Source organism: Streptomyces neyagawaensis, assembly GCF_023516595.1.
GTDB classification, from domain to species: Bacteria; Actinomycetota; Actinomycetes; order Streptomycetales; family Streptomycetaceae; genus Streptomyces; species Streptomyces neyagawaensis.
The window spans coordinates 1-26,421 of sequence record NZ_JAMGBG010000127.1 but is presented as its reverse complement, the minus strand read 5'-3'; the positions used below and the strand labels follow the sequence as shown (position 1 = coordinate 26,421).

18 protein-coding genes and 4 pseudogenes are annotated in these 26,421 nt (G+C 68.0%); 12 read left to right on the top strand and 10 right to left on the bottom strand.

All coding sequences use genetic code 11. The annotated features are described in order from the left end of the window. Positions 1-97: 97 nt before the first annotated feature. A pseudogene (locus M8J73_RS36460) lies at positions 98-553 on the bottom strand (MarR family winged helix-turn-helix transcriptional regulator); the annotation flags it as partial. Between the two features lie 109 nt (positions 554-662). Between M8J73_RS36460 and M8J73_RS36455 the strand changes: the two are divergent. Beyond that, on the top strand, positions 663-1,628 hold the full coding sequence (locus M8J73_RS36455; protein WP_055542109.1) for a pirin family protein: 966 nt from the start codon (positions 663-665) through the stop codon (positions 1,626-1,628). A 1,150-nt stretch (positions 1,629-2,778) separates the two neighbouring features. Here the strand turns inward: M8J73_RS36455 and M8J73_RS36450 are convergent. Both M8J73_RS36450 and M8J73_RS36445 read right to left on the bottom strand, forming a co-directional pair. Then, entirely contained in the window at positions 2,779-3,210 is a 432-nt protein-coding gene (locus M8J73_RS36450) for a DUF1360 domain-containing protein (RefSeq protein ID WP_240501681.1), read from the bottom strand. Positions 3,211-3,355: 145 nt separating this feature from the next. Next, positions 3,356-4,234: pseudogene (locus M8J73_RS36445) on the bottom strand (Rieske (2Fe-2S) protein). Between the two features lie 418 nt (positions 4,235-4,652). Between M8J73_RS36445 and M8J73_RS36440 the strand changes: the two are divergent. From M8J73_RS36440 to M8J73_RS36430, 3 genes are all read left to right on the top strand, one after another. Beyond that, positions 4,653-7,034: a helix-turn-helix transcriptional regulator gene (locus M8J73_RS36440; protein ID WP_055542108.1), complete on the top strand. Its 2,382-nt coding sequence runs from the start codon at positions 4,653-4,655 to the stop codon at positions 7,032-7,034. 392 nt (positions 7,035-7,426) lie between these two features. After that, complete coding sequence (locus tag M8J73_RS36435) at positions 7,427-8,641, top strand: chymotrypsin family serine protease (protein WP_055542107.1); 1,215 nt, start codon at positions 7,427-7,429, stop codon at positions 8,639-8,641. A gap of 240 nt (positions 8,642-8,881) precedes the next feature. Further along, positions 8,882-10,078: a fructose-specific PTS transporter subunit EIIC gene (locus M8J73_RS36430; protein ID WP_055542106.1), complete on the top strand. Its 1,197-nt coding sequence runs from the start codon at positions 8,882-8,884 to the stop codon at positions 10,076-10,078. A gap of 151 nt (positions 10,079-10,229) precedes the next feature. Here the strand turns inward: M8J73_RS36430 and M8J73_RS36425 are convergent. The 4 genes and pseudogenes from M8J73_RS36425 to M8J73_RS36410 all read right to left on the bottom strand — a co-directional run. After that, a pseudogene (locus M8J73_RS36425) lies at positions 10,230-11,008 on the bottom strand (MFS transporter); the annotation flags it as partial. 305 nt (positions 11,009-11,313) lie between these two features. Continuing rightward, on the bottom strand, positions 11,314-12,459 hold the full coding sequence (gene solA / locus M8J73_RS36420; protein WP_249829576.1) for an N-methyl-L-tryptophan oxidase: 1,146 nt from the start codon (positions 12,457-12,459) through the stop codon (positions 11,314-11,316). Positions 12,460-12,942: 483 nt separating this feature from the next. After that, entirely contained in the window at positions 12,943-13,428 is a 486-nt protein-coding gene (locus M8J73_RS36415) for a RidA family protein (RefSeq protein ID WP_055542104.1), read from the bottom strand. Positions 13,429-13,483: 55 nt separating this feature from the next. After that, positions 13,484-14,164 (bottom strand): haloacid dehalogenase type II, encoded by a 681-nt coding sequence (locus tag M8J73_RS36410; protein ID WP_055542103.1) that lies wholly within the window; start codon positions 14,162-14,164, stop codon positions 13,484-13,486. A 596-nt stretch (positions 14,165-14,760) separates the two neighbouring features. On the opposite strand from M8J73_RS36410, the gene M8J73_RS36405 reads away from it, so the two are divergent. Next, positions 14,761-15,447, top strand: a complete 687-nt coding sequence (locus M8J73_RS36405) for a GntR family transcriptional regulator (protein ID WP_055542102.1) — start codon at positions 14,761-14,763, stop codon at positions 15,445-15,447. Between the two features lie 538 nt (positions 15,448-15,985). Here the strand turns inward: M8J73_RS36405 and M8J73_RS36400 are convergent. Together M8J73_RS36400 and M8J73_RS36395 are read right to left on the bottom strand one after the other, a co-directional pair. Then, positions 15,986-16,975, bottom strand: coding sequence for a threonine ammonia-lyase (locus tag M8J73_RS36400; protein ID WP_055542101.1), 990 nt, complete (start codon positions 16,973-16,975; stop codon positions 15,986-15,988). Positions 16,976-17,229: 254 nt separating this feature from the next. Then, complete coding sequence (locus M8J73_RS36395; protein WP_079055181.1) at positions 17,230-17,859, bottom strand: GntR family transcriptional regulator; 630 nt, start codon at positions 17,857-17,859, stop codon at positions 17,230-17,232. A gap of 219 nt (positions 17,860-18,078) precedes the next feature. Here M8J73_RS36395 and M8J73_RS36390 point away from each other — a divergent pair, with 219 nt between their 5' ends. Together M8J73_RS36390 and M8J73_RS36385 are read left to right on the top strand one after the other, a co-directional pair. Beyond that, complete coding sequence (locus M8J73_RS36390) at positions 18,079-19,107, top strand: Ldh family oxidoreductase (protein ID WP_206188010.1); 1,029 nt, start codon at positions 18,079-18,081, stop codon at positions 19,105-19,107. A 29-nt stretch (positions 19,108-19,136) separates the two neighbouring features. Then, on the top strand, positions 19,137-20,378 hold the full coding sequence (locus M8J73_RS36385) for an iron-containing alcohol dehydrogenase (RefSeq protein WP_055542098.1): 1,242 nt from the start codon (positions 19,137-19,139) through the stop codon (positions 20,376-20,378). Positions 20,379-20,763: 385 nt separating this feature from the next. Here the strand turns inward: M8J73_RS36385 and M8J73_RS36380 are convergent. Beyond that, a pseudogene (locus M8J73_RS36380) lies at positions 20,764-21,182 on the bottom strand (IS701 family transposase); the annotation flags it as partial. 514 nt (positions 21,183-21,696) lie between these two features. Here M8J73_RS36380 and M8J73_RS36375 point away from each other — a divergent pair. From M8J73_RS36375 to M8J73_RS36355, 5 genes are all read left to right on the top strand, one after another. Beyond that, positions 21,697-22,182 carry a RidA family protein gene (locus M8J73_RS36375; protein ID WP_055542097.1) on the top strand — a complete coding sequence of 162 codons (486 nt, stop codon included), beginning with the start codon at positions 21,697-21,699 and terminating at the stop codon, positions 22,180-22,182. Positions 22,183-22,301: 119 nt separating this feature from the next. Beyond that, the gene (locus tag M8J73_RS36370; RefSeq protein ID WP_249829575.1) at positions 22,302-23,408 is read left to right on the top strand and encodes an alanine racemase; all 1,107 of its coding nucleotides are present in this window, start codon (positions 22,302-22,304) and stop codon (positions 23,406-23,408) included. Between the two features lie 98 nt (positions 23,409-23,506). Further along, the gene (locus M8J73_RS36365) at positions 23,507-24,241 is read left to right on the top strand and encodes an SDR family NAD(P)-dependent oxidoreductase (protein WP_249829574.1); all 735 of its coding nucleotides are present in this window, start codon (positions 23,507-23,509) and stop codon (positions 24,239-24,241) included. Between the two features lie 325 nt (positions 24,242-24,566). Continuing rightward, on the top strand, positions 24,567-24,920 hold the full coding sequence (locus tag M8J73_RS36360) for a cupin domain-containing protein (protein WP_055540584.1): 354 nt from the start codon (positions 24,567-24,569) through the stop codon (positions 24,918-24,920). 381 nt (positions 24,921-25,301) lie between these two features. Beyond that, complete coding sequence (locus tag M8J73_RS36355) at positions 25,302-26,408, top strand: ABC transporter substrate-binding protein (RefSeq protein ID WP_055540583.1); 1,107 nt, start codon at positions 25,302-25,304, stop codon at positions 26,406-26,408. Positions 26,409-26,421: the final 13 nt, after the last annotated feature.

The following is a 26,421-nucleotide window of genomic DNA, read 5'->3' as shown; positions in this document are numbered from 1 at the left end:
AGGGAAAGGAGGGCTCGGTGAAGGGCGGGTCGGGAAGAGTCGGGCCGGAAAGAGGCGGGCCGGAGAGAGACGGGTCTGAAAGAGGCGGGTCGACAACGGCTGGGTCGAGGGGGACGTCGAGCAGAGTCGTCAGCTCACGGGTGAACTCCCGTGCGCGGACGCTGTCGAGACCGCCGAGCGGCTCCATCAGCTGGTGCAGCAGGCCCTGGACGACGTCGATCGCGCGCCGGGTGACCTCGCGTCCCTCATCGGTGAGCGCCAACCGCACGGCGCGCGGGTCGCGGGGGTCCCGCGCCCGTTCGAGCAGCCCGGCGGTCTCCAGGGCGCGGGCCAGCTTCGACACGTACAGCGCCTCCAGCCCCGTGTGGTCGGCGAGCTGCCGCTGACTGGGCCGCAGCCCGGCCCGGTGCATGCCGTGCAGCGAGGCCACCAGTGCGTACTGGGCGTGCGTCAGCCCCAGCGGCGCCACCGCGCGGTCGACCGCGACGCGCCACTTCATGGACAAGCGCCACACGAGGAAACCGGGCGTCGCGCCCTCGAAAGCCGAACTCATGACGGATACAGTACATGGCTACTATAGCCATGGCTACTATTTAGGCGGCGGGATGATGGGGAGGCGTTCGGTCTGACGGAGGGGCCGGGCGGGGGCTAGGTTGAGCGACATGAGCAATCTTGACCGTCAGGCGGTGCCGAGCGTGTGCGGCGGCCGGGGATTCGTCGTCGCCGAACCCGTGCGGGAGCTGCTGAGCCCCCGCCGTGTGCGACTCGGCGAGTCCACGGAAGTACGGCGCCTGCTGCCGAACCTGGGGCGCCGCATGGTGGGCGCGTGGGCGTTCGTCGACCACTACGGGCCGGACGACATCGCGGACGAGCCCGGCATGCAGGTGCCGCCGCACCCGCACATGGGCCTGCAGACCGTCAGCTGGCTGCACGAGGGCGAGGTGCTGCACCGCGACTCCACGGGCAGCCTGGAGACGATCCGCCCGCGTGAGCTGGGTCTGATGACCTCGGGGCGGGCCATCAGCCACTCCGAGGAGAGCCCCAGGTCGCACGCCCGTTTCCTGCACGGCGCCCAGCTGTGGGTCGCCCTGCCGGACGCGCATCGGCACACCGACCCGCGCTTCGAGCACCACGCGGAGCTGCCGGTCGTCACCGCGCCCGGCCTGGAGGCCACGCTCATCCTGGGCTCCCTCGACGGCGCGACGTCACCCGGCACGACGTTCACGCCGATCGTCGGCGCCGACCTCAGCCTCACCCGGGGCGCCGACCTCCGCCTGCCCCTCGAACCCGACTTCGAGTACGCGGTCCTCTCCATGTCCGGCGAGGCCCACGTCGACGGGGTGCCGGTCCTCCCCGGCTCCATGCTCTACCTCGGCTGCGGCCGCACCGAACTCCCCCTGCGCGCCGACTCCGACGCGTCCGTCATGCTCCTCGGCGGTGAGCCCTTCGAGGAGGAACTGATCATGTTCTGGAACTGGATCGGACGGTCGCAGGATGAGATCGTACAGGCGCGCCGGGACTGGATGGAAGGGACGCGGTTCGGGGAGGTGAAGGGTTATGACGGGGATCCCCTGCCAGCCCCCGAGCTGCCGCCGACGCCTCTGAAGCCGCGAGGGAGAGCCCGTTGACCTGCGGAAACGATTGATCATTCGGTGCCGGCGGGTGACGCGCTGTCGGGTTCTGGCTCCCGCTCGGCGGCCGCTCGCGGGGGAGTGGATGGGTGTGCCGCAGCTACGGTTTCGGGCACTGGGCGGTTCCAGGGTCTGGCTGTCCGTTGGCAGCTGTGGCAGGATTCTTGCTAACCCTTTGCTAACTCTACTGATGCGTCATCAGGTTTTGTCGGCGGCTCGTGCTCCCCCTTTGGGGGTGTGGAGGGGGCATTGCCGACTGAGTGGTCAACGGAGGATTCCGGCTTGGCGGGCGACCGAGTCGCACCCTGCTATCAGGACCTGGCGCTCGGTCTGTCGTCTTGTAGTAGTTCCACAAGGCGTGAATGTCCGTAGTAGTGAGCGCTCTCGGTACTGCTTTCCGGAGGGCATCCCTATCGGATTGTTCCTGGCCGGTTTTGTCTGTTGGTCGTACAGCGGCCACACATCGCTGACCCGCACATTCGGTGACCATGGACAGCTCCTCGGGGTCGTTTGCCCGGGTGCGGTCCGGATCCTTCTCTGCCTGGGGCGGCTGCTCGGCGGCAGGTAGCGGTCGGGCCTGCGTAACCGCTCGCGCTCCCGGCAGGACAGCGGCAACGGCCAGCGCTGCCATGCGCGCTGAAGCCTCCAGGCTGATACCGCAGGGCGATGCTCTGTCGGCCGTTGCCGCAGGCGGTGGACAAGCGTTCTGCCAGGACGGTCCCACTTGGCACAGGTTGTAGAGACCGTCCGTGGGCGTCCAGGCCAGTCCAAGGTGAGCGCGTAATGCCAGGTCAGGGCATTCTGGTCCGGGGGAGTCGACGCAGTCGGTGATAGGAGCGTGAGAGCGGGGTGCGACGAGAAGCCCCGTGGGTGCGGCCGGCGGGGCTCTTGAGCACGTGGGGCTTTGTCCGCCGTGACTATCGTCGCACTCGGGTGGTTCTGCCTCTTTCGGGCACCCCAAGCAGGGACGCGGTGACGACACGCGTCTCATGGGCCGACGCCAGCATCCGAGGCGGGAATCTTCTTGACAAGCACGTCGTAGCCTTCACCCCTGCAAAGACTCGGCGGGGCTTCTGTGCATAGAGGTTGCGATGGAGTGCAGCGGCCGGCGTGGGCGCCGTCGTACTCCGGCCCTCCGCGGACCAGGTCAGTCGTTCCCGGTGGTCCGGCTCAACAGCGCGCCGTACGTCAGTTGCAGCGCGTCCGCGCCGACCAGTGCCGCGAGCGCGCCCATGGCGGTCCGGGTCGCCCGCGGCCACAACAACTGGCTGGCGGTCAGGGTGGACACCACCCAGACGCTCGTGCAGAACGGGCAGGTCACCAGCTCGCCGACGGTGTCCCTGCAGTTCCTCGGCTCCGCCTCCTCGTGCAGCTCGGCGGGGCCCTGCGGGCCGACGTACCGGGTGAACGGCGCGCGCAGCGGACTGGTGACGGACGCCTTGCTCAGGAGCCTTCCGAGCCGGAAGGTGGCGACCGAGGTCAGGACCACGTCCCAGGGCTGGGGCCGGTCGGGCACGGGGCACCCGCGCAGCCGTACCGCCGTGGCCCAGGCCGCCGTGTACGCCCCGAAGCCGGTCATGGACGCGAGATAGCCGCCCAGCGGCCGGTCGTGCCCTGCGGAGTACCGTCGTCCGATGCGCCGGGCAATCTCGCGCAGGCGGGGTACGGGGCGGCTGTCGGCCGCCTTGTCAGCTGCGGCGTCACCTGTGGTGTCGTTCGCGTTGTCAGGCGTGGCGGCCAGAGGATCTATGGGGCACACCTCCCTTCTCGGCACCCGGTTGCCGCTCCGACTTGCGGCTGTTGTCCGCGTCCTCCGCCCGGTCGTCCTGGCGCAGGCGTATCTCGACGTGACCGTCGGTGATCCGAGTGTCGAAGGCGGGCTGGGGAGCGGTGGCGGGGCCGCGCACGTTCCAGCCGTCGGAGAGGCGGAAGACGCTTCCGTGCCAAAAGCACTGGACGCATCCGTCGGCGATCGTGCCCTCGGACAGCGGCCCGGCGAGGTGACTGCACCGGTCGGCCAGCGCGTGGACGGTACCGCCGGTTTCCCGCACGACCAGGACCGGTACGTCGTCCACGGTGCGCCGCACGGCCCGCTCGGCCGGGAACTCGTCCACGTTGCCGATCCGGTGCCAGCCCTCGGCGACCACGTGCGGTACCTCTTCGGCGTGGTTGGCGCCGGATGCCTGACGGTAGGCGAGGTGGCCGCCGAGCGTGCCGCCGACTCCGACCGCCGTCAGTCCCAGCAGGCCGAGGGCTCGGCCGGATGTGTGGCGTCCCGTGAGGCGGCAGGTGAGTGAGGTGGCGTACAGCGCGACGGCTGTCACGTTGCTCAGGGCATGCGCCAGGCCGACGCCGATCAGTACTTCCGCTTCACGGGAGCGGCCGGGCCGTAAATCGAGCAGGGCCGCGGACAGTCAGCTGCCGATCGGCACCTGCACCATGAGCGGATGCACGGGGTGGCCCAGCCACCTTCCGTGGAGCGCGTCCCGGCCGCGACCGAGCGGCAGGGCACGCACACCCCGGCCGATCGCGTTGATCACCGCATCGGCCCGGGAGTCTCGTTCCAGGCGGTCCAGCAGCCACAGGATCCGGTTCTGCCGCATCCGACGGCGTGGCGTCGTGGTCATGCGCAACCGGGTCCCCGCCTGCGCATACCGCAAACGGCCGACCAGGCCGGATGAACCGCGGCAACGGCCCCGCGTCACGAGCAGGGGTGGCGAGGACCCGCCGCGGTAGGGCGGCATGGACTGCCTTGTTCCTGAGGGGCGGCCCCGCCCCTCGGCCGTCGGCGTCCACCGACGGTGGCGCTCGGCGGTCCGCTGCACCAATCGCGTTCGAGCTGTCCGGGTTTCGAGCTGACGTTCGACGTGATGGCGGCGCTCGCGATTTGAGGTCCGGCTCGCCCTTGTCGTTCGGTACATCCAGCTCACGGCCACTGTGCCAGAAATGTCACACTCAAGGCGCTCGCTCCTCTTGCTAACCTCAGGGAACATTTTGTACGGCAATGTGCGGAGTCGACTCTTGGCCACTGTCATCCCCGTGGTGGGCAATCTGCCCACGGCCCTGACCAGCTTCGTCGGCCGGCGCCGCGAGGTGAGCGAGATTCGACGCCTGCTGGGCGCCGGTCGGCTGGTGACGCTCACCGGTGCAGGCGGGGTGGGTAAGACGCGGCTGGCGCTGGCGGCCGCCGAGGCCTCCGGGAAGGCGTTCCCGGACGGAGTGTGGATCGTCGACCTGGCCGCGGTGCGCGATCCGTCGGCGGTGGCCGCCGCGACCGCGGGTGCGCTGCGGATTCCGGACCGCGGAGACAGGCTTTGCTTTGAACAGCTCACAGATCATCTGGCCCGGCACCGGGCGCTGATCGTGCTGGACAACTGCGAGCACCTGATCGACGCGTCGGCGGGGCTGGCAAAGGCGCTGCTGTCGGCCTGTCCGCATCTGCGTGTCCTGGCGACGAGCCGCGAGATGCTGGGGGTCACGGGCGAGCACGTCTTCGTCGTCCCCGCGCTGTCGATACCGGACGAGGCGGTCGAACTGCTGCAGGAGCGGGCCGTCGCCATCCGGCCGGACTTCCGCGTCACCGACGCCAACCGGGCTGAGGCCGCCCGGCTGTGCGCCGATCTCGACGGACTGCCCCTGGCCATCGAACTGGCCGCGTCGCGGCTGCGGTCGCTGAGTGTCGGGCAGGTCGTGGAGCGTCTGGAGGACCGCTTCGCGCTGCTCACCGGCGGCTGCAGGACCACGCTCCCACGCCAGCGCACGTTGCGCGGGATGATCGAGTGGAGTTACGAGCTGTGCACGCCCGCCGAACAGCTGCTGTGGAACCGGCTGTCGGTCTTCACCGGCGGCTTCAGCCTGAACGCGGCCGAATACGTCTGCGCGGGGGAGGGCATCGCGGCCCATGAGGTACTGGACCTCCTCGACCGACTGGTGTCCCAGTCCGTCGTACTGACCTGTGAACGCGAGGGACTGTCCCGCTACCGGCTGCTGGAGACCATCCGCACGTACGGCCGGGCCCGGCTGGCCGAGACGGGTGATGAGCCGGGGCTGTCGCGGCGGCACCGCGATTTCTTCCTCGCCCTCGCCGAGCGCACCGTCTCGGCATGGTTCGGGCCCGGCCAGGAAGAAGCCATGGCCCTGATGCGTGCCGAGCACAGCAACTTGCGGGTGGCATTGGAGTTCGGGACGAGCGCTCGCCCAGCCGTGCCCGGGCCCGTCCCGGCCGGGCCAGGGACGGCGGAGCAGCACCCGCCGGAGCAGGGGGGCGGGGATCCCGCCGATGCACAGGCTGCGCTGCGCCTGGCCGCGGCGCTGCGCTTCCACTGGTGCGCAGACGGGTTCCTCGGCGAGGGGCGTCGTCAGTTCAACCGTCTCCTCGTGGCGGCACCCGAACCCACTGCCGTGCGGGCCCGGGCACTGTGGGCCGCCGCCTGGGTGGCGATACTCCAGGGAGATCTCGCGACGGCCGACCGCTGGCTGGACGAGGCCGACGAACTGGGCGAACGACTGGGCGACGCGTCGGTCCGGCCGTACATCCAGGGCTACCGCGGCTCGTCGGCGGCCTTCCAAGGACGCATGGCAGAGGCCGTGTCCCTGTACGAGGAGGCACTGGCCGCCCACGAGAAGGCAGGCGAAGGACCGCAGGGGCTGTTCTGGCTGTGCCAAGTGGTGATCGCCCAGGTCATCCTCGGGGACGCGCGCGCGGCGGAGGAGGCCGGCAGGCGCGCGGCGCTGCTGGCGGAAGCATCCGGGGAGCGCCTGTACGCGGCCTACACGAAGGGGGCGCTGGGCTACGTGCTCTGGGCACATGGCGACGAGGAAGAGGGCACGGCACTGACGCGGGGCGCGCTGGAGATCCTGCGGGGCTTCAACGACTACGCCGGGACCGCGGCGGCGCTGGAAGTGTTCACCTGGATCACCGCGTCCCGAGGCGACCACGAACGCGCGGCACAGCTGCTGGGCGCCGTTCACGCCCTGACCCGTCACGGCGGGATCCGGGGCCTCGGAGCCCGCCCCGACTCCACATTCGGCGGGAACCGCGCCCGGTGCGAGGCAGCGGCCATCTCCGCGCTGGGCCCGGCCGGCTACGAGAAGGCCCTTGCGGAAGGCGCCCGGCACGACAGCCCGGCCCGGGCCATCGCCCTCGCCCTGGACACGAGCACCGCGGCCGACACCGGGCGCAGCGCCCCGGCCGCCACCGCGCCGTGCCCGCTCACCCGCCGGGAGCGGCAGGTCGCTGCGCTGGTCGCCGAGGGCATGACCAACCGGCAGATCGCCGCCCAGTTGGTGCTGTCGCCGCGCACGGTCGACCGCCACATGGAAAGCATCAAGGCCAAGCTCGGCTACGGCCGCCGTACCCAGGTCGCGGCCTGGCAGAGGGCGAACCAGGTACCCACACTGTAGGAAATTGGGTACCCCCGCCGCAGAACTACGCATGTGCGCCAGCGGGTGCGCAACGATGCTTTGCGGTATGAAGCACAGCACGCAGGGCGGGCTCGTAACAGCGCAACCTGCGCGCCGGTGCCGCTCAGACCGTCCCGGGCACCGAGAGCCACACGCCCTTAAGGCCACACGCGGATGAACGACACCGGTGAGAGCACTTCCGCCCCTCCTTGGATGAGAGCGCTCCCGTTCTTCTGAGCCGGTCCGACCCGCCGGGCGGCCCCCGTCACCTCCGGTGACCGGGGCCCAATGGGTCGAAAGCGACGGCCCGCACGCCGTTCGCACAATTCATCTCCTTCGTGAGCCGACCCTGCCGATCCGGCCGTCGGTTCCCTCTGCGAGAAAGAGGAAAAGTGAGAATCACAACGAGTAGAAGGCGCCTCGCCGCGGTCCTGGTCGCGGCCGCCGCGACTGCCGCGGTGTCCCTGGCATCACCCGCCGTCTCATACGCAGACGACACAGACGGCACCGCAACGCCGAGCCAGGATCAGTTCAAGGCTCTCTACGATGTCACCCAGAAGTACCACCCCCTCGGGGTCTACGGAAACGACGACTACACCCTGACGGTGGTCGCGCTGCCTGCGGACACACCCCCCGCCGACGGGAGCGAGATGCAGTCGGAGTTCCCGGCCGGTATGAACGTCCTGGGCTATATCAGCCAGTTCACCAAGGACGAGGAGCAGCAGCTCGAAGAGGAGGTCATGGCGAAAGGCTGGATCGCTGACAGCACGGTCGAATACCACATCGGCGTCTCCTATAACGCGAAGGATGACGTGGTGGAGGTCGCCACCGATGCTCCGGAATCCGACACGCAGGCGCTGGCCGACGCCCACCCCGGCAAGATCGAGGTGCAGCGGACCCGCTTCGAGACCCAGGAAAATCGGTTCAACGACGGGTCGCCCTACAACGGTGGGGCATCAATCGTCAACAGCAGCAGTAATGCGACTTGCACGGCCGGAGTCCCCATCAAGCACGTCTTCACGGGCACGAGGTACATGACGACCGCGGCGCACTGCGGCAGACTCGGCGATGTCTATCAGCAGAAGCAGTCAAACGGCAATGCGGGCGCCTTTTTCGGCCGGACGATAAGCGAGCTCCGCGGCCTCGACACGGCCGTCATGAACGCTGGCGGCTACCGCGGCTGGATCTGGGCCGGGGGCTCCAGTACGAGCACCACCGAGAAGTGGATCGAGGGAGGCACTTCCGTTTGGCGCGGTATGAAGGTGTGTGTGAGCGGTCAAACGACGTTCAATCACTGCGGCCACCCCGTCAGCAACACGAGATTCTCCGCGTCACCAACTATTACCGGTGGTAATGGGTTCGCGTACGACCAGGGAGGCACCCGGAACTCCAATGGGACCTGGACGGGCAGAACTACCGACCCGGGTGACTCCGGGGCCCCCGTCTACGCGACCGACAGCTCCGGTAGTGCCGCCTTCATCGCCGGCATGCACTCAGGCCGGTTCCTCAATTCGAGGAACTGCGGCTGCTGGACGATGTTCGGCCCAAGGCTGGGCCCGGTCCTCGAGTCCGCAAACGCCGACCTCGTCTATGCATCGGACCGCTGAGTTCGGGACCAGGCCCCCGGGAACAGCCCCGCCCGGCGGACTGCCGCAGGGCTGAAGGTGTCGGCCGCCTCCTGGGCGGCCGACACCCAGGCCGTGCTTCGAAAGAGGCTGACCCCCATCGCACGTCCGGGGCCCGCCCCGCTCCTGTGGCGGCGCGGGCCCCGGACGCCGGCCCCACACCAGCCCATCGCATCGCCCCCGCCGGCCAATCCGGCAGACGCGCATACCTGGAGCTTCACCATGCCCCACTCCGCAAACCCCACCACCAACCCGGCCAACCCGACGGACAGCGGCGACGTGCGGGACCGGCACTTCCACACCAGACTCGGCCGGTGCCTGGCATCCGGCACCCCACACCTCGCCGTCCTCACCGCACTCGCCGCCGGACTGATCGTCCTCGCCTACGCCATCCAGGGTCCCCACGTCGTCGAGTGGGCCAAGCCGGCCCTCGACAACGGCGACTGGACGCTGCCCCAGACGTGGGCCGCCATGCTGTACATGACCGGTAACACCACCCTGATGACCCTCCCCGTATTCATCGCGGGCTACGTCGCCTGCCAGGTGGCAGACCGGTCTGCGGTCTTCCCCGGCCTCCTCGGCGGCATCGCCGTCATCATCACCCAGAGCGGCGTCCTGGGCGGTCTGATCGCCGGTGTGACCGCCGGTGCCGCCGTGCTGGCCCTGCAGCGAATCCCCCTCCCGCGGGCACTGCGGCGCACCACCACCGTGCTGATCCCCCTGCTGGCCACCCTGGTCACCGCGCTCGTGACCGTCGTGGTCGTCGGGTCGCTGCTCAACGTCCTGACCAACCTTCTCTACAACGAGATGGCCAGGCTGGAGTTCCAGAACACCCTGCTCCTCGGCCTGCTCCTCGGCCTGACGGCCTGCTCCGACCTCGGAGGGCTGTTCACCAAAACGTTCTTCATCTTCGGCGCGCAGCAACTGAGCGGTCCCGACCCGACGAGGTTCATCCCGCTCGACATGACCGTCATGGCCGCCATCGTGGCCGCCGGCATGGTGCCCCCGCTGGCCATGACCCTCGCCACCCTGGTGCGCCGCCGTCTGTTCACCGAGTCCGAGCGGCGCTACGGCAAAATCTCCTGGCTGTTCGGCGCGGCCTTCCTCCCCGAGGGCGCGGCCCCCTTCGCCCTCGCCGACCCGCTGCGGGTGATCCCGGCCTCCATGGCGGGAGGCGCCGTCACCGGCGCCCTGGTCATGCAGTTCGGCAACACGATCAGTTACCCCAAGGGCGGTGTCTTCGCCGCCGATCAAATCGGCGAGCCGCTGCTGTTCGCCGCCGCCGTCGCCGCAGGCGTCCTCACCACCACCGCCCTCACCATCGGCCTCAAGAGCCTGCACCGCACCGCCCCGGCCGCGAGCACCACCCGCGCCGCCACCCGCACCCCCAACAAGGCCGTAGCAGCCGGCCGGGCCTGACCGCGGCACCCGCCCCACGGGTGAACGCGCCGCATCAGCAGCCCGAGCACGAAAGCGCCGGCCCCCGGGGGCGACCCCTGAGGTCGGCGCGGCCGTCGTCCACGTCCGCGAGGACATCGGTGTGACGGATAGCGGTAGCAGTTGTTCCACAGAGCAGGTAGGTGCCGTAGGCGCAGCACAGGGCGAGGAAGCTGCGGTTGCGCAGCAGTGCGCGCGTGCCGCCCCGCTGTCGAGTGCGCACTCGGCCGGGGATGTGCTGCGGCATCAGCCATATGTGCCCGGCCAGGACGAGGACGAAAACGGCGGCTCCGGCGAGGCAGACGGTGCGGAAGTTCACGGCGAGCAAGCAGTGCGCCGAGCAGCGGGCCGATGAAGGCACCTGCCTGTCCGGCCGCGCTCAGCAGAGCTAGCACCCGAGTGCGTGAACCGTGGCCCTCCTCCCTGATCACCGCCTGCCGGGCCGCTTCGGATTCCACCGCCGGGGAGAACAGCGCGGCGGCGAAGCCGATGAGGAGCACCGCGCCGATCACCGTCCAGGTCTGCTCCGCGTACCCCAGCCAGGCGAAGCCGGCGACCCGCAGCACGCAGCCGGCCAGCACGATCGGGCGTACGCCGATGGGGGTCGCTCCCGCTCGAGCGAAGCCGAGAGTGGGGGTGGTCGACGAGTGCGCCGCCGACCACGAAGAGGCTCTGCTGGCTGAAGGTGCGCAGACCCAGGACGAGGCCGACCATCCATCCCGCCATGCCGAGCGCGGTGCCGAGGTGCTCGGCGAGGAACGGCAGAACGGCGAAGAAGCCGATACCAGAGGTGAGCCGGGTAAGGATCAGCAGCCGCAGCAGCGGTGACAGATGCTTCCAGGTCCGCTCGTGTGAAGGCTTGGTCGTCCGGACGGTTCGGCGGGTCAGGGCGCGGGAGATGAGATCGGGCATGGTGGTGTCCGTCGGTTCCTGGGGGTGTGAGTACGGGCGTACGCGGTCGTTCCGACCCCGTCGGCGCCGTCCCGCTGGGATGGTCCGTGTGCGCTCCGGGGTGGGCTGACGCCCGCCGCGTCAGCCTGGGGATTCGACCTCGCCGGCCGCCGTGACCGCGAGCGCCCCGAGCAGGGCCCAGGACGGCGGCCGGGGCGAGGACGGCCCAGGGGACGCGTTCGGCACATCAATAGATGAGTCGCACAACGACCGTCAGCCGGATGGCGATACCGAGACCACTTCGCCGAGGCGGCAGGAGTGGGCGGTTACCTGGTCTTGAACCGGTCCGGACGCACGAAGTCCAGCCCGTCGAACGTCTGCTTGCCGAGCGCCTCGTGTGCGGCGATGTGGCCGTAGCCGGTGGCCATCTTGAAGCCCTTCCCGGAGAATCCGGTGGCGCAGTAGACGCTGCTGTTCTGATCCAGCCAGCCGATGAGGGGATGCCTGTCCTGGGTGAAGAGGTCGGGGAAGGCGTCGGCGCGCGCGATGGTGGGGATCAGGCCGGGGAAGAACTCGGTGACGATCTCGGTTGCCTTGTCGATTTCTTCCCGGGTGAGTTCCCTGGGCACGGAGTCCGGGTCGGGGGTCGCCCTCGCGCGCCCGGCCAGCGGTCCGTCCACCGATGCCTTGACCGTCACGCCGTCGACGGCGGGTGCGCCGTACATGGAGCGATCCTCGTACCACCGGCTGAAAGCGGGGAAGTTCTCCGGCGAGAACTGGGTGCCGTCCTGGGCGATGAACCAGGTCAGGACGATCCGATGGGTTTCGGTGACCGCCTTGAGGTGGTCGGGCATGAGCCTGCGGGACCAGCCGCCCGAGGCGACGATGACCTTGTCGAATGTCCAGGTTCTGTCGCCCGAGGTGACGACGACGCCGTGGTCGGTTTCGGTGATGCTGTCCACGGGAGTGTTCTGCAGGACGGTGGCACCGTTCGCCCGGGCCGCCGCGACGGCGGCGCTGACGGCGCGGTCGGTGCGCAGAACGCCGCCGCGGGTGTCGTGGACTGCGCAGTCGTCGGGGCGGAGGTTGTGCTGGGGATAGCGCTCAGCTATCTCCTCCCGGCTGAGGACGCTGTGCTCGGCTCCGTTGATACGCGCTGTCTCGAGGAGGCTGTTGATGAAGTTACTGTTTGCCGTCCCGATGGTGAGGCCGCCGGTGGTGGTGAGGATGTCCTGCCCGGTTTCCGCTTCGAGTTCGGCCCACAGGCCGCGGGAGCGTTCGATGATGGGGTAGTAGTCGGGCCTGCCGAGGTAGATCATGCGGAACAGGCGGGTGTCTCCGCCGACGGCGCTGCGGCCGTGGGCGGGGGTGGCTGCCTCGAAACCGACTACCGAGTCGGACAGTCGGGAGGCCTGCCACAGGGCCATGCTTCCGATGCTGCCCAAGCCGATGACGGCGAGTCGTGCGTCCATGAGAGCGTTCCTTTTCGTTTACTCGTGGAGTCCGGCGAGGCGGCTGCCGAATCGGGCCAGGAGTGAGGTCTGGCTGGAGTTCCTGCGTTCTTCCCACCGGTCGGCGATGCCGAAGAGCTGGTACATGGCGTGAACACCCAGCCAGCGAACGGGTTCCGGTTCCCACTTCCGTGCCCGGTAGCCGACCCAGGGGAGGGTGCCGACTCGTCACCAGGCGTGATGTCGACCTTCTCTGGGAACCGCGTGGGCCGCTGCTGGAAGACGGTGTAGCCGGTGTCGACGGGGTTCGTTGCCCCGGGGATGCGCGAGGATTCCGGCGACGTGAGGAACAGGACGGCGTCAGTGATCTCGTCGGGAGGGCGAGGCGCCGGAGCGGGATCTGCCCCTCGCGTCGGCCAGCAGGATCTCCACTGGGGTGTCGATCGTGCTGGCAGAGGGCGTCGAGTGCCCGTCGAAGCCGGGCCACCGCCGCACTGCTCGCCGCTACACAGCGGTGCAGACGACCTGGATCTCGACGGGGGTGTTGAGCGGCAGCCCGGCGACACCGATCGCAGTGCGGGCGTGCCGCCCGTTCTCACCCAGTACCTCGATGAGCAGTTCACTGGCTGCGTTGGCGACGTTCGACTGCTGAGCGAAGTCCGGCGTGCTGGCCACGAAGACCAGCATCTGCACGATCCGGACCCGGTCCAGGTCGCCCACCGCCTGCGCAGCGGCAGCGAGACAGTTGAGCGCGGCATGGCGTGCGAGCTCCTGCGCGGTCTCCAGCTCCACGTCCCGGCCGACCACGCCCTGACCCAGCAGCTCGCCGTCCTTGAAGGGTAGTTGGCCGGAGAGGTGGATGATGGAGCCCACCGTCCGGTGGGGCACGAGGTACGTGGTGCCGGCGAGGGCGGGCAGCTTCAGCCCCAGGGCCTGGAGCCTTTCTGAAGCCGAGTCTCCCTTGACGGTTTGATACAGCAGCTGAGTCATGCCGCCACCCTCCTTCTGTGAATCATTTCCTCGGTTCTCCGATCGGGCTCAGGCGTCAGGGGCGCGGGAGGCCGAAGAGGACGGGGAGGTCGGCGATGTCGGTGATCCGCTCGTAGCCGAGCCAGTGCTCGTCGTGCTCCCAGCCGCGGTCCATGTACACCTTGTTCTCGATGCCCACGATCGCCGCGGAGCGGTGGTCGTACATCGGGCTCGCGGAGACGTGCACGATCTCGTCGGGTGTCACGCCGAGCTTGTCGAGCATGTAGTCGAACGCGCCGAGTCGCGGCTTGTAGATGCCCATCTCCTCGGCGCTGATGACGACCTCGAACGGGGCCTTCAGGTTCTCCGCGAGGCGCTCGGCGTGCGCGGTGTCGCTGTTCGTGATGATCACCAGCGGGACTTCCTCGGCCAGGCGGTTCAGTGCCTCGGTGACACCGGGGTACGGGCCCCAGGTGGGGATGGTCTCGTACACCGCCCGCGCGTCCTCCTCGCGGTACTCGAGGCCGAGCTTGCGTGAGGTGCGCTCCATGGAGCGGGCGACGACCTGGTGGAACGGCTGGTACGCGCCCGTGCACTCGTCGATCCGGTACGCCTTGCAGATCCGCAGGTAGTCGTCGGCGACCTCGGCCGGCAGCCGGTCGCCCAGGACCTCGCGCATCGTGTCGTTGATGCTGAACTTGATCAGCGTGCCGTTCATGTCGAACGTCACGTACTTGGGCTTGGCATCGAATCCCACTGATCCTCCTCGTTCGTTAGTGGTCAGTGCTAGTCGATTGTCGACCATATTGTTGGTCGATTGTCGACCGAATACCCTCGACTGTCAACCTCGCGGAGGAGTGGCTCAGGCAGACAGACCCGGCGATGATCCGCTTCCAGAATGGATGAGGTGATCGGGGCGCAATCGCCTCTCGGCCGAGGTCGCCTCCGAGTTCGTGCAGGCCGGCTGAGCGCCAGGCTCATCGAGCAGGCCGCGAACAACGGCAATGTCACCGGTCAGCCAGGCGCTCAGCTACTGACGTGAAACCTGGTACCGACGCGATGAATGAGAAGCGTTGGCGTCCGGAAAGATGGAGATGGGCCCACAGCGCTTCCCCTCGTCGGCTGCGTCCGCTGCAGGTCTGCGAGCGTCGGTGCCGCCGGTCCAGCATCGGTCTGAGAACCAAACGGCCCCGAGGCGCCGCCTGTCACCGTGACCCGCGAACCGGATGGGGCGCCGTTGTGAATATCAGTGAGCTCCGTGCCTGGCAGTCAACTTGAGGTGTTGACGCCAGATCGGCGGGGGTATAGTCGACAAACGACCAGGTGATGGCGTGAGCAGGGGAGGGTGACGGGGTGGACCACAAGTTCGAGTGGCAGGAGCAGCGGACGACGACGCCGGACGGTGTCTACCGCACGTTGCGTGCCGCCATCCTCGATGGAAGCGTCCCTCCTGGTGGCCAGCTGCGCGAGGCGCACATCGCCACGGACCTGGGGATCAGCCGGTCCCCGCTGCGCGAGGCCCTGACCAAGCTGGAGGAAGAAGGGCTCGTCGTCAAGATCCCTTACCGTGGCGCGTTCGTCGTGGAGGTGAGCGCGCGCGAGGTCGCCGAGATCGACTCGGTCCGGCTACGCGTCGAACCGTACGCCGCCGAGCTCTCCGCCGAAGCGCTGCGCGGTGCTGAGCGGCCCCAGTTGCTGCAGACCGTCGAGGATCTGCGCCGGGCCATGGAGAAGGACGACATCCCGGCCAGCATCGACGCGCACCTCCGCTTCCACAGGCTCTTCTACGACCTCTCGGGCCACGGCGTCCTGCAGGGCATGTGGAACGGCTGGGAGACCAAGCTGCGCCTCTATCTCAGCGTCGATCACCGCACGTACAGCGACAACCCGCAGCAACTGGTCGTCGAGCACGAGAGGTTGGCCACGGTCGCCCTGGAAGGCGACACCGACGCGTTCCGCAAGGAACTGGCCGCCCACTTCCCCATGGGGCTGGGAGCCCGGACGGCAGTGCCAGGAGAACACGCGCCCCGGCACGCTTGAGGCCACGCCGACGTGCGTGAAGCGCGTCAAAGCCCGCTCGCCACCGTGACGTCGCACGCCCATGCCGAAACGGTGAGGATCAAGCTCGCACTCTCCACACGATCTGTAGTGGATCTTGAGTGAATCAGCTCCGCAGTGGGCGAGCCCACCACGCGTCGCGAGAACGTGTCCAGGACGACCGCGCAGTACACCTTGCTTTCGACTCGTGGAACAGGTCCGACGCAAACGATGGGACTCGCCGTGACGTCTGCATGCAGACCGTTCGTGGAGTCGACGCCCGATGACCTCGACAACCGATCGGTGCTAGGTCACGCCCGTCGGCGAGGGTCCCGGAGCTGGCGGGCATAACCCAGACGCCGATCAGTGCCCTATCACCGTCTTCACGGTGACGGGCGTCACGGCTGAGAGCAGACCAGGCACATGGCGTCGGCGGTGTTGATAGTCGCCCATGCCCTCAGCAGACGTTCGGGCCGACCTGGCCTCCTTCGCGGATCAGGTTCGGTGGGGCAAGGCTGGGCGTGATGCGCAGGAGTTTTGTCTACGGGCAAGCGCCGGCAGGCGTGTTCCGCGGTACCTTCTCAGCATCTGCGACCAGGCCGCTCAGGAATGCGGGATCAATGTTGCCTCCGGACACCACCGCCACCGCACGTCCTGCCGGCAGTTCGCGACGCCGGTGGAGGTACGCCGCTGTGGTGACCGCGCCGCTAGGCTCCGCTAGAAGCCGGGCCTCGACCGCGAGTCGTCTGGTGGCGTCTTCGATCTCGTCCTCGGTAACGGTCAAGATGTCGTGCACGTAGGCCTTCACATGTGGCCAGGCCATTTCGCCGAGGCTGGCAGTGCGCAACCCGTCGGCGATTGTTCGTGCCGTCTCCTGAGCAGCCCACGCCCGGAGTGCGCCGGTGTGAAGAGACTCCGCGGCGTCCGCGGCTAGCTCCGGCTCGACGCCGATCACTCGCGCGTTCGGCAGCAACGCCGCCGCGGCGGCCGCGATCCCCGCGATCAGTCCGCCGCCGGCCACTGGCACCAGGATTGTCGAGATGCCCGGGTCATCCGCGGCGATCTCCACGCCGATGGTGCCCTGCCCGGAAATAACGTCAAGGTTCTCGAACGGAGGAATGAGAGTCTTGCCCGTCTCTCGTGCGAACTCCTCCGGTCGGCTGTACTGCTCTTCGGGTGGCACCACCTCAACGACAGCGCCCAAGGCTCTGGTTGCTTCGATCTTTCGTGCCGGAGCGTTGTCCGGAATGAAGATGTGCGCCGCGATTCCAAGACTGCGGGCCACGTAGGCCACGGCCTGTGCGTGGTTGCCCGATGACATCGCGACGATACCTCGTTGGCGAGCCTCCGGCGCAAGGCGGGTGATTGCCGTTGTGGCACCACGAATCTTGAAGCTGCCCACCGGTTGCAGGCTCTCCGGCTTCAGTGAAAGTCCCTCCCACGGCGACACCATCAGAGGTGTCCGGAGGGCGTACCCGCGGATCCGCTCCGCCGCGTCCTGGATGGATTCAAGACTGACCAGCGCACTCATGGAACTCCTCATGTCTCACTTCTCGAAGGAACACAGGCCAGCCGAGACGGGCACGTCGGTGGTGGCCATCTCGATCCCCGCGGCCCCGCACGACCGCTAGGGCACTCTCGGTCACCTTGGGGCCGATCCCGTCGCCGGCATTGACGGCGATGTGCGGGACGTGCCCAGAGTCTTGAACGGTCGAAATGGACACGCCTCATGTGGGCAGGGCGTAGTGACATGGCACCGGTACAGATGGACAGCAGTGCCGGCAGCTACTCGAATGCCGAGCGGAGGCGCTTTTGCGAGCGACGGAGATGAGCGCGCATCGCGGCCGCCGCCCGCCGTGGATCGCGGTGCTCGATAGCCGAAACGATCTCCTCGTGCTCGTCGAGTGCGTCGTGGGTGACAGCACGGTCGACGTACAGGCGAAACAGGTGGACATGGGCATTGAGCCGGGAGACCGCGTCGCGCAGCGCTTCGTTGCGAGAGGCCTCGGCAATGGCTGAGTGCAGCTCGGCGTCGTGCCGCGCAAACGTGCCGTAGGGCACCACACCGTTGCGAGAAGCCTCGTAGGTCATCTCACTCTGGGTGCTGCGCATCTCCGCGAGCCTCTCCGGCGCGGGCTTCTCGGCTGCTAGCCGGGCCGCTTGCGGCTCGAGAAACGCACGAACTGCGAAGAGGTCATCGAACTGCCTGCGTGTCATCAACTCGCCGGCTCGGTAGCCGACAAGGTGGGTACGCGTGACCAGGCCCTCGGCCTCCAGAGTGGCCAGCGCTTGGCGTACCGGCGTCTGCGACACCCCCAGTTTGCGGGCGATTTCGTCGACCGCCATCCGGGCACCGGGCGGGATCTCCTGGGAGATCAACATGCCGAAGATCAGGTGGTACACCTCGGTGACCACCGGTCCCTTCCTGGGGACGTTCGCCGGTTGACTCGTCAACGCGGAACACTCCTGTCATCGGTTGATGCACTGGGAATCACTATGACATCCGATCGGATCTGACTCAAGATCCGATCGGATCCTTGCAGAATCCGATCGGATCGCTTCTTGAATCCGATCGGATCTACTGTCAGTCTCTGTGCAGTCATCGCAGGCCGACGCATGATGGAGGACCGCCCCGTGAGCACCCCGAACCCGCTTGGACAGCCGTTGGAGAAGCCGGTTCGCCTGCCCGTGGCCGAGCTTCGTGATTTGGCCGAGCGCGCGCTTCGATCCGCCGGCGTACCCGTGAAGGGGGCGCGGTGGCAGGCAGACCTACTGATCGACGCCGAGCTCAAAGGCCAGCCGTCGCACGGACTACTCCGGCTTCCCCGGCTCGTGCGCCGAATCCGGGCCGGCGTCGCCGACCCGGAGACCACCGGGACCCACACGTGGATCGGACAGGCCCTCCTACAGGTCGAGGGCGGACAGGGGCTCGGACCCGTCGTGGCCCGGACCGCCCTGGACGTCGTGCAGGAGCGTGTCCACGAGACCGGGATCGCCGCCGCGTCGATCGCCTCCGCCAACCATCTCGGCATGTTGGCCTGGTACGCAGAGCATGTCGCGAAGCGCGGCCTCGTGTGCCTGGCCATGACCACCAGCGAAGCCCTGGTCCACCCTTACGGCGGGCGGCGGGCGCTGATCGGGACCAACCCGATCGCGGTCGGCGTCCCCGCCGAGCCCGAGCCGTTCGTGCTCGACATGGCCACCAGCCAGATCTCCATGGGAAAAGTCCACGCCCATGCTCTACGCGAGGAGCCCCTGGAGCCAGGGTGGGCGCTGGATGCCGACGGGGAGCCGACCGTCGATCCGCTGCGCGCGAAGGAGGGGGCGCTCGCCCCGTTCGGCGGGGCAAAGGGATACGGGCTGGGCCTCGCGATCGAGCTCATGGTGGCCTCGCTGACCGGCACCGCACTCGGGACGGGAATCACCGGCACGCTCGACTCGGTGCACCCCGCGACCAAGGGTGACCTCTTCGTACTGCTGCGACCGGCGGTAGTTCCCGGCCACCTCACTGACTACCTCACCGAGATCCGCGACAGCGGACCCGACCGCGCCGTCCTCGTCCCAGGCGACCGGGCCCGCGAGTGCCGTTCGCGCGCACTCGCAAACGGCGTCGAACTGCCGACTGCACTCGTGGCCGAGCTGCGAGCGCTCGACCACGCATGACGGACACGATCCCCAACGGAAGGAAACCGATGTCCCCAAGTAGCTCGGCCGGCATTGCTCCCACGTCCTCCTTCGGGCTGCTCCGCCAACCCCGCGAGGTGCTCTACGGAGCCGGCCAGCGGGCCGCCCTGGCTCCCATGGTCCTCGCTTTGGGCAACCAGGTGGTGCTCGTGACCGATGAGCGCATGGCCGGCGACCCGTTCTTCAACGACGTCGTCGTCGCCTTGCGGCGCAGAGGTGCCAGGGTCACCGTGTTCGACCAGGTCACGCCAGATCTGCCGGTCGGTGACGTCGACGCCGCAGTGGCCCACGTCCGTAGCTCGGAAGCCTCCGACCCCGAGGTCGTGGTGGGGATCGGCGGTGGGAGCTGCATCGACCTCGCCAAGGTGCTGGCTCTGGTGCTTCGGCACGGTGGCTCTCCGCGGGACTACTACGGCGAGTTCGCCGTACCGGGTCCCACGATCCCCGTCGTCGCGGTCCCGACCACCGCCGGCACCGGGTCCGAGGTCACTCCCGTCGCGGTGCTGAGCGACCCGGAAGCGGTGATGAAGGTCGGCATCTCATCGCCACACCTGATTCCGCACACCGCCGTCATCGACCCGGTGCTGACAGGCAGTTGCCCCAGCGGCCTCTCTGCGGCCTCGGGCGCCGACGCCCTCAGCCACCTCGTGGAATCGTTCACCGCGATCCGGCACGAGCCCACCTCCGAGCTGTACCAGGAGCGTGTTTTCGTCGGCAAGGGCGCCCTGACCGATGCCTACGCCCGTTACGGACTCGAGCTCGTCGGCCGCAGTCTGCGGACCTGCGTGCACACCGGCGGCGAGGGCCCGCACCGCGACGACATGGCCATGGCGGCGCTGTGTGGCGGATTCGCGCTCGGCACAGCCGGCACTGCCGTCGCGCACGCCTTCCAGTACCCCATCGGCGCCCTCACCCACACCGCGCACGGAGTCGGGGTCGGCTGTCTGTTGCCGTACGCCATGGCTTTCAACGCCGAGGCGCGCCCGGAGGAGACCTCCGAAATCGGCCGCTTGCTCGGTGCCGGGGAGAACGTGACCCCTCAGGGCGCCGTACGGGCCGTCGCCGACCTGCTCTCCGACATCGGGATCCCTGCCACCCTCGCCGACCTCGGTGTCACCTACGACCAGCTCGACGAGATCGCTGAGAACGGTCTGAGAGCTCGTCGGCTGGTGCAGAACAACCCGGTGCCCCTCGGCGCCGTGGAGGCGCGCGAACTGGTCGAACTCGCCTTCACCGGAAAGCTTCCCTGACCCTTTGCTGTCGTAGCCGCTACCACCCACCCGAAACGGAGAAGCCCATGACCGAAGTTCTAGTACTCCAGCAGCACTTTCACGTTTTCCCTGGTCAGGGGCGGTTTGGGTTACTGTAGTGGACTGATTGCCGACCCGTGTTCTCTTTCCCGGGCCGCCCCTCGATCGTGTGCAGCCGCCGCTGATAGTGACATCGGCGAGCGACGGCTTGGCGCCGTCGGCGCCAGTGAGACCATCTCAGCGCGCGCGTGCTCATCAGGGACGGGCCAACGGCAGTGGGTGAGGTGACAGTTGCCAGGAGCCGCCGAACTTCTGCCACGGTGAGGGGCGCGAGGCAGGAACCATTTCTGCTGCCCCTTTTGCCGCGGCGTCGGCAGCTATGAACCCGGTCCACCAGGGCGCGTCCGCGTGTGGTGGCGTAGGCGGCGTACTCACCGATCTTGCAGTTCTCGGTGCGGCCGGCGGTCCCGGAGTACTGGTGCTGCACGCCGGAGGAGGTGGTGCCCTTCTTGAGGAAGCGGTGTCGTCGAGGATGAGGATCCCGCCGGGTTCGCTGAGCCGTTCGGCTACGTAGTGCTGGAGGCCGTCGCGGAGCTCGTCGGCCTTCCAGCGGACGCGGTTGAGGAGCCTTTGGAGGTGGTCGGGTGTGCGGTGTCCGGCGTGTTCGGCCAGCTGCCAGCCGTTTGTGCGTCCGACCGGGCCCAGCAGTCCACGGATGTAGTCACGCATCCTGCGACGCGGTTGCACGCGCCTGAAGCGGTGGCCGGTACGCAGGAACCGTTCCTTGAGTTCGTTGTTCCAGATCTCAACTCCGGCTCGTCGATCACGCCGGGAGGCTGCCCAGTGCGTTCAAAGACGCAAAATCTGGCTGAAGTCGTACCTGAGGATCTTGAGCAGGCCGAACGCCATGTCGGAGTACTCGTGGTACTCGTAGCTGTCCCAGCGCTACCGCGCGTGCTCATACGCCGTCTTCGGCTGCTTGGTGAGGCCGGCCACGCACATGGACCGTCCATGCCGAAGCGGATAAAACCGGTGAGCCAGGTCCCGGCGTCGACCGTCGCCTCCAGCAGCGGTAGTGCAGCCGCATGCGGTGTTCCGAGGTTGTATTCGAGACTGAACTTGGTATTGACAGCGCTCAACAGGCGCCCATATGGTCGACAAACGACAAAAGGTGGCTAGTTTAAGCCACGATACGGCGTTTTATCGCCACTGTTACTCGAGGAGAGAGCCGAGTGCAGATGATCAAGATTCGTATGAAACAGCCACTTATCGACAACCGCACGGGTCTGTTCCTCGTGCCGTCCGCAGAGGTGACGCGATGAGCCAGTCCGTGGCGTCAGCAGTGAGCACTGGTTCGGCTTCCGATCGGCTCAAGGCTTTGGGTCTCGCCCTTCCCGAACTCGCCGACAACCCGTACTACGTGCACCACCGGTCGGTGGGCTCCAGCATCTACATCTCGGGCCAGCTGCCTTACAAGGACGGTTGGTTGCTGGGGCAGGGCATTGTCGGCGGGGACGTGGAGCTGGAGACGGCGCGGTCACTGGCCCGCCATGCCGTGCTCAACTGCCTCGCCGCGGCTGTGCAGGCGGTGGGTGATCTGGAGCGGGTCCGGATCGTGCAGATGCTGGTCTTCGTCGCCAGTACGCCGGACTTCGGTCAGCAGTCGCAGGTCGCCAACGCGGCCAGTGAGCTGCTGATCGAGGTGCTGGGTGAGAACGGGCGGCACGCCCGCACTGCGATCGGTGTCGCCGGTCTGCCGCTCAACAGTCCGGTGGAGATCCAGATGGTCTGCACCGCTGCGTAGGCAGACCCGAAGGCGGTGTACGCCATTGCGCGCGCTATCGCGGACCGCGCGCTCAGCATTTAGGGGAGTCAGCACCCGCGCCCCTCGGTCATTCCAGGCAGAACCACAAGGAGGGCAGCGTGAACCGGCTGCAACGAGTCCTCGACGCTCTGGTCGAGCGGATCGACACCCCCGCGCCGATCGTGCTGGTCGACGTCATGCAGGGCAACATCGACCGCGTCCAGGGTTTCGCCGACCAGCACAACCTGCAGGTCAGGCCGCACGTCAAGACGCACAAGTGCGTGGAGATCGGGCGACGCCAGATCGAGGCGGGCGCGGTCGGAATCACCGCGGGCAATGTCGGTGAGGCCGAGGTCTTCGCCGCGGCCGGGTTCGACGACATCTTCCTCGCCTACCCGATCTGGGCCGCAGGGTCGAAGAAGGCCCGGATCCGCCGGCTCGCCGAGTCCGCCCGGCTGCGGGTCGGCGTAGAAAACGTCGCGGCGATCGAGGCGCTCGCCGACGCGATGGGAGACGAACCGGACCGGCTGCAGGTCGTGATCGAGGTCGACTGCGGTGCCCGTCGTTCCGGGGCGCCACCCGAGGCCGCGGGCGAACTCGCGCTCGCCGCCCGCAAGCGCGGTCTGGTGCCGGTGGGCGTCTTCACCTATCCCGGTCACGGTGGTGCCGACCAGGACGCTCGCCGACGCGCCGCGCAGGACCAGGAAGCCACGCTCACCGCCGCGGTACGCGGCCTCGAAGGCGTCGGGGTCACCGCGGAGGTGGTCAGCGCGGGCTCCACTCCCACCCTGGAGTTCTCCACCAGCGGCGTGATCACCGAGATCCGTCCGGGCGAGTATGTCTTCGGAGATCTGAACAATGCCCGGCTCGGCGCCTGCACGGAGGACCAGATCGCGCTGTTCGTCGCCGGGACCGTGGTCAGTGACTGGGTCCCCGGTCAGGTCATCCTCGATGTGGGCAACAAGGCCCTCAGTAAGGAAGGCAGCCCCGAGATCGGCTACGGCGGCATCGCCGGCACGACAGCGGTCCTGTCCAAGGTCAACGAGTACCACGGGTTCCTCCCGCTGCCGGACGGCGAGTTCCGCCCCGGCGTCGGCAGCGTCGTACCGGTCGTGCCGAACCACGTGTGCCCGGTCGTCCTCGGCTTCGAGGAACTCATCGTCACCGACAGCACGGGCACCTCGCTGGAGCGCTGGCCCGTCGACGCCCGCGGATTCCTCAACTGACCGGCATGGCACGAGACTCCCGTCCTCCCCGAGCCCCCACCCCTGACCGACCTCCCCCGTAAGAGGAGTGCCTGACATGCGTATGAGGAGTGCCTGACATGAGACTCAAGAACGTCACGGCCCTGGTGACAGGCGCCAGCAGTGGCATAGGGCAGGCGGTGAGTTCCCACTTCCGCCGGGAGGGCGGACGGCTGCTGCTCACTGGCCGCAAGGAGCGGCTCGACAGCGCTCAGCCAGACGACCTATACATTCCCGGAGACCTCAACGACGAGACGTTCGTCGAGCACCTGGCCAAGCAGGCCGCGGAGTCCTTCGGCACCGTCGACGTCGTCGTCCTCAACCACGGTCTGCAGGCCGACGGTCCACTCACCGAGATGGCCTGCGACGACGCGAGGAACGTACTGGAGAGCAACCTGCTCAGCGCGTTCCTGGTGATGAAGCACTTCGCGCCGCTCATGCCCGAGACCGGCGGCTCGTTCGTCTGCGTCAGCTCACGGCTGGGCATGGTCGGCATGGCAGGGCAGGTCCTGTACTCCGCCGCCAAGGGGGGCCTCATCATGCTCGCCAAGGGCGCGGCGATCGAGTTGGCCCCGCGCAACATCCGCGTCAACGTCGTCGCCCCTGGCCTGACCGCCACCCCGATCATCGAAGCGGCGTTCCAGCGCAGGCCCGACCCCGAGGCCTACCGCCGCCAGCGCGAGAGCACGATCCCGCTCCAGCGCCTCGCCACCCCCGAAGAGGTCGCCGACGCGGTGCTCTTCTTCGCGTCGTCGGAGTCGTCGTACGTGACCGGATCGGTCCTGACCGTCGACGGCGGGTACACCGCCGGCTGAGCCCCTGCTTGGCATCACCACCAGCAAGGGACTGAACAACCTGCACTGTCTCGCCTTCTGTCTCGGACATCCGCCGATCGCGGCATGAACTGTCGAACCGCGCCGAGCACGTGCCTCATGCCACCGCGCTCGAACAAGGCCACCCACGGTGCGCCCATGCCGACAACCGCATCCGAGCCACCCGGCCAACCCCGGCACCAGCCACGACGCCTCGCCGGCCTCCACACATCTGGAACGGGCCCCACCCACGAGCGTGTGCCAGACGCCGCTCGACAGCAGCTCATCGACAGTGGCCGCCAATCCCTCAAGCTCCCAAAGGAAAGACATGTCGCTCCTGAAGGCCATCGACACCAATCCCTCTTTCGCGCCGCGAGAGTCCGGCCCGCTCCCGGAACGCTTGATCTCCGGCGAACCCGCCTTCAAGACCTGGGCTCAGGACGTCGCCCGTGGGGAGTCCATCCATACGGGCGTCTGGGAAGCGACGCCCGGCGAGATGCGCTCGATCAAGGGCGAGACCTTCGAGTTCTGCCACATCCTCTCCGGCGTCGTCGAACTCACACCCGAAGGCGGCGAGCCGGTGATCTACAAGGCCGGCGACAGTTTCGTCATGAAGCCGGGCTACGTCGGTGTCTGGAAGACCATCGAAACCGTGCGCAAGATCTACGTGACCGTAATGTGATCCCGATGCCGCGCACCCCGATCGTCTTCGGGATCTTTCGCCAAGCTACCCGCTGAGTTGTCGCCGGCGCAGACAAACCGATCGGCCCGTCCTTCAGCCGCAAACCCGGCTCTGCTTCATCCCTCACCACGCCCTCATACCGCGGCTCTGGTGAAGACCCCCCACTCCGCTGATCACCGCCTGCCAGGGCTCCAGCTTCCCCACCGCCATCAATCGGCGTCGCTCTGACGACAAGGTCGTCGACGCCCCCAAAGCGGCGATCGGCAACGCAGGCGGGCGATGCTCTGCCCGCCTTAGTCACACTGCACCACCCCCCCCGCACCTGCGAGGTAAAGCCCCCGCACAGCTGGTCCCACGCGTCCCCAGATGAGGAGTATTGCCATGAGTGATGCCCAGATCGGTCGTAGAGCGCTCCTGCGCGGAGCAGGCGGTCTGACCGCCCTCGCCGCTCTTCCTTCCCTCTCCGCCTGCGGTACCGGCTCCAGCCGGACGGCCGGTGGGAGTGGTGGCAAGGGCGGCAGTAAGACGGTGGTCGTCCGTGACAGCGGCGGTTCCTGGGGCGCGGCTCTCCAGAAGGCGATCTACACGCCGTTCACGCAGGAGACCGGCATCCAGGTGAAGGTGCTGAACCTGGACGACGCTCCGCTGCTGGCGCAGATCAAGCAGGGCCGGCCGCAGTGCGACCTCATCAACAACTCGATGATGTCCCACTTCAAGTACGTCAAGCAGGACGCGCTGGAGGCGCTGGATCTCGACCGGGTCAAGAGTGTGAAGAGCGCGAAGATCCCCGAGGCCCAGATCACCGACCATGCCGTCGGCTACGGCTTCTACGGCCAGTGCATCGCCTACCGCACGGACGCCTTCGGCGGCAGGAAGCCGGAGTCGTGGGCGGACTTCTGGGACACCAAGGCGTTCAAGGGTTCCCGCGCGATGGTTCACCCGGACGGTGACCTGCCGGAGTTGGAGTTCGCGCTGCTGGCCGACGGTGTCCCGATGGACAAGCTGTACCCGCTCGATGTGGACCGCGCCTTCAAGGTGATGACCGAGCTGCGGTCCAACATCAAGAAGTTCTGGGACAGTGGCCCGCTCCCGGGTGTGCTGCTGAGCCGCGAGGAGGTGACGATGTCCACCGTGTGGGACGGTCGTCTCGCCGATCTGCAGAAGCAGGGTGTGCCGGTGGAGCGGCAGCTCAACGGTACGCGCCGTCAGTTCTCGGGTTATGCCATCGCCAAGGGCGCGGCGAACCTGGACGCCGCCTACAAGCTGATGGACTTCTCGCTGCGGGCGGAGAGTCAGGCCAATATCGTCAAGTTCTTCCCGTCGAACCCGTCTTCTCCGGTGGCCTACGGCAAGCTGACCGAGGAGCAGCGCAACGCGTCCGCGGGTGCGCCGAAGTACTACGACAAGGGCTTCGACGCGGATGTCGAGTGGTGGCTGAAGAACGAGTCGGCCGTCACCAAGCGCTGGTTGGAGTGGGCTCGTGGCTGAATTCGGTGTCGCC

Excerpts from the sequence above, each read along its gene's own strand:
- M8J73_RS36455 (WP_055542109.1), top strand. The coding sequence starts at position 663 with ATGAGCAATCTTGACCGTCAGGCGGTGCCGAGCGTGTGCGGCGGCCGG.
- M8J73_RS36450 (WP_240501681.1), bottom strand. The coding sequence starts at position 3,210 with ATGACCGGCTTCGGGGCGTACACGGCGGCCTGGGCCACGGCGGTACGG.
- M8J73_RS36430 (WP_055542106.1), top strand. The coding sequence starts at position 8,882 with ATGCCCCACTCCGCAAACCCCACCACCAACCCGGCCAACCCGACGGAC.
- solA (WP_249829576.1), bottom strand. The coding sequence starts at position 12,459 with ATGGACGCACGACTCGCCGTCATCGGCTTGGGCAGCATCGGAAGCATG.
- M8J73_RS36415 (WP_055542104.1), bottom strand. The coding sequence starts at position 13,428 with ATGACTCAGCTGCTGTATCAAACCGTCAAGGGAGACTCGGCTTCAGAA.
- M8J73_RS36400 (WP_055542101.1), bottom strand. The coding sequence starts at position 16,975 with ATGAGTGCGCTGGTCAGTCTTGAATCCATCCAGGACGCGGCGGAGCGG.
- M8J73_RS36385 (WP_055542098.1), top strand. The coding sequence starts at position 19,137 with ATGTCCCCAAGTAGCTCGGCCGGCATTGCTCCCACGTCCTCCTTCGGG.
- M8J73_RS36375 (WP_055542097.1), top strand. The coding sequence starts at position 21,697 with ATGAGCCAGTCCGTGGCGTCAGCAGTGAGCACTGGTTCGGCTTCCGAT.
- M8J73_RS36365 (WP_249829574.1), top strand. The coding sequence starts at position 23,507 with ATGAGACTCAAGAACGTCACGGCCCTGGTGACAGGCGCCAGCAGTGGC.
- M8J73_RS36360 (WP_055540584.1), top strand. The coding sequence starts at position 24,567 with ATGTCGCTCCTGAAGGCCATCGACACCAATCCCTCTTTCGCGCCGCGA.
- M8J73_RS36355 (WP_055540583.1), top strand. The coding sequence starts at position 25,302 with ATGAGTGATGCCCAGATCGGTCGTAGAGCGCTCCTGCGCGGAGCAGGC.